Raw genomic sequence first — 3,234 nt, forward strand, 5'->3', positions numbered from 1 at the left:
GAATGTGAAGACAGGATCGAAGGACATGCTGCACCCTTGGGGGAGCAGCGCAACCCGCCAGTGGGGGGTTGCGCTGCGATTTCGCTCTGCTCCTAGGAGGCAATTGCCCTGGGAGCTTCGACCTGTTTCATCAGATCGTCGTCCCAGCTTCCGTCGACCGTGAAGTGTGCGGTGGCCCCGAGTTCGACTGCCTCGATCAGATTGTGATTCACGTAGGCATAAACGCCCGGTTGCAGGAAGGTGTAGAGCGCCGCCCCTGCGGAGCCGCCGCGAATGAACCAGGTCTCCATGTCCTTGGCAGGCGGGTTCGCGAACTTGCCGCCTTCCCAGACGAAGTCGCCATGGCCGCCGATCAGGTGTGGACGCGTGTCGCGATTGGCCTGCGAGTGGACGATGAGGACAGTTTCGCCAACTTTCGCCTTCATGGCGTTTTCGCCTGTCAGCGACCCAGCCTTGCCGTTGAAGACGACATGCGTCGGGATCAGGCTGCGCATGACCTTCATGGTGTCGTCGTAGCTGTCGCCGACGGAGTCGTACTTCTTGAACTGTCCCTGCCCATCGCGAGGGATGTAAAAGTCGTTCTCGCCGATATAGTAGATGCGTTCATAGCTGACGGACTTGCCCTTGTCGTCCTTCAGGCCGTCACGCGGCAGCACCATCACCGCTCCGCTCATCCCTGATACGACGTGCCAGGGGATCATCGCGCCGCCAGGCGCGCAATGGTAGACGAAGGTTCCAGTTCGCGTCGCCTTGAAGCGCAGCGTGACCTGTTCGCCCGGGTTAATCAGCGTCAGTTCGCCGCCGCCGAGCGCGCCGGTTGCCGCATGGAAGTCGATGTTGTGGGCGAGACTGTTGGTATCGGGGTTGACCAGCGTGAGCTCGAGGTAATCGCCCTCGTGCACGACCATGAGAGGCCCCGGAATGGAGCCGTTATAGGTCATGGCGTTGAGCTGGGTGCCGTCGGCGTCGATGACCATCGGCTTCTCTTCGATGGTCATGGTGAACTTGACGACTTTGGGGCCACCCTTGGCCACCTGATCGTGCGGATGCACGAAAGGGGGCGGGACCAGGGTCACCTTCTCGCGCGGCAGTCCGGCTACATCCTGTGCCTTGGCGCCGGCCATGACCGGGGTCGCGCCGACGGCAGCGACCGCTGCTGCCGTAACAACAGAACCTAACAAAGCTTCGCGTCTCGTAAGCATTTCAGTCTCCCCTTGGTTTCGACCATTCGAATGCCGTCAGAATAGCGGTTGCGACAGGTCCGTCTTTGCGCTGGCGCAAATCCGATGCTGCTAAATTGATTTCTTCTTGAAAGGCTTGGGTGGTTCGGCAGCGGCATGATTTCGCGACGAAATCAACCCGCGCGCCAACGCTGCGCCGAAGCAGCAGCCGGCATAAAAAGGCCGGACAGACTTCTCCCCTGGTCCGCCCGGCCGGTGCCTTCGGCCCGCCATTGCCGAAGACAGTCTCAAATCGGGGTCACATCAATTGGAGGCGACCTTGCTCGCCTCGGCGAGCAGCTCGGCAAAAACAGTCTTGGCCTTGCCGACCTGCTTGACCGCCTCCGCCGCAGAGAGGTTGACCGGCTTGCCGACGACGATCAGCGCAACCATGCCCATGCCGTAGTGGGGAGCGCATTTCACGCCGTAGACGCCTTCCTGGGTCAGGGTCACGTCCACTTCCTCATTGAACTTTCCCTTGAAAGGCTGTGCGCCGTCCGGGATCATGTCCTTGATGCTTTCGGCGTTGTGAGACTTGTCCGTCGGGACGAACTTGATCGTATCGCCTGGTGCTGCCCGGACAAATGCGGGCTGGAAGACCATCGAGCCCTTCTCGCCCTTGTTCAGCATCTGCACGACATGTTCTTCTGCATTTGCGGCGCCGGTAACTGAAAGCAAGGCGATCGCCGCGGCAATCAGGGGCAGTTTCATTGGAGAATTCCTTTCTTTATTTCACCACGGCACTAACCGTGCCGTCTTTGTAGTTCATGAGACGACCCGGCGATTTGCGCTGGCGCAAATTGCTCGACGAAAATGACGGCGATCCGGGGTGGAAATTGGAGAGCATTGGCATTGCCCGGCGAGCTTCAATTCTCGCGGCGTGCCCCAAGACGCGGCCGCACCAGCATGCCGCCGAACAGAACCGCATAGCCGGCGAAGGCGGCCACCCAGAACGCGGCCGAGACATGAAGGAGGACTGCCAAGGAAGGAGCCATGCTGGCCGCCACGCGCAGGATGGCAGCAATGACGATCGCCGCGAAAACCGCGCAGGTTCCGCCGCTGGCCCTCAATTCACGGCCGGTATGGCCGAAGGTGGCGCGGGTCATGACGGCAAGCGTCATGCAGGTGATCGCTCCCACCGCCAGCGCGTGTATCCCTGCCGCAATGGGGATCGTCTGCGGGGCAAAACCAGAGAGCCCGGCAAGCAGAAGCCCAACGGGCACAAAGCTGAACGCGACATGCAGGATCACTACCAAGGGATCGGACAGTGTTCGGTCGCCCGCCCAGCGGGCGAGCCGGACGGCATTGAAAACCGCGCCGGTGATCAGCAGAACGCCGGTTGCTGTGGCGTCTGGAAAAATGATCCATGCCGCAAGCCCGGCCGCGGAAAGGGCGATGGTTCCGATATCGAATCTGCCGAACGATGCTGGCAGCCTGCCCGGCTTCTCGCGAACGAGCCAATTGCGGGTGAAGCTCGGAATGATCCGGCCGCCAATGATCATAACGAGGATGACCACCGCGCCCAGACCGAGACGGCGGCTCGCGTCGGAAAACCCGTCGTAGTGAGCTTCGACATGAAACATGGCATTTGCCGCCAGAAGGGTCGCAACGGGCAGTAGCACCTTGAGGTTCCGCCAGTTTCGACCGGCGATGATTTCCGTGGCGGCTGCAACGACCACGGCAAGCAGGAAGGAGCAATCCACGACTGCGGCCAGAAGCCAGCCGGTCTCTTGCGAGAAGAACACGGCAAGCCGGCCCAGGATCCAGAGCGATACCAGCACCAGCAAACGAAAGCCCTGGACGGGCAGCCGTCCGGTCCAGTTCGGAATCGCGGTGAGCAGGAAACCTGTAACAACAGCCGCTAGATAGCCAAACAGCAGTTCATGAATGTGCCAATCGACAGGCACGAACAGGCTGGCCGTTGCGAGCTTGCCGTAGTAGAGAGGCAGCCACAAAAGCATGGCGACGCCGGCTTGCAGCGAGCCGAGCAGAAAGAAGGGCCGGAAACCGTAGG

General features: G+C 61.0%; 3 protein-coding genes. All 3 read right to left on the reverse strand.

Annotated elements, in window-relative coordinates; all coding sequences use genetic code 11:
* Positions 1–92: 92 nt before the first annotated feature.
* Positions 93–1,202 carry a copper-containing nitrite reductase gene (gene nirK, locus EOA75_RS31030; RefSeq protein WP_127325953.1) on the reverse strand — a complete coding sequence of 370 codons (1,110 nt, stop codon included), beginning with the start codon at positions 1,200–1,202 and terminating at the stop codon, positions 93–95.
* A 282-nt stretch (positions 1,203–1,484) separates the two neighbouring features.
* Positions 1,485–1,931 carry a pseudoazurin gene (locus tag EOA75_RS31035; RefSeq protein WP_127325954.1) on the reverse strand — a complete coding sequence of 149 codons (447 nt, stop codon included), beginning with the start codon at positions 1,929–1,931 and terminating at the stop codon, positions 1,485–1,487.
* A gap of 155 nt (positions 1,932–2,086) precedes the next feature.
* Positions 2,087–3,234 (reverse strand): NnrS family protein (locus EOA75_RS31040; protein ID WP_164747694.1); only part of this gene is annotated, 1,148 nt, incomplete at its 5' end.

Origin of the sequence: Mesorhizobium sp. M1A.F.Ca.IN.022.07.1.1 (assembly GCF_003997575.1) — a bacterium.
Lineage (GTDB): Bacteria > Pseudomonadota > Alphaproteobacteria > Rhizobiales > Rhizobiaceae > Mesorhizobium.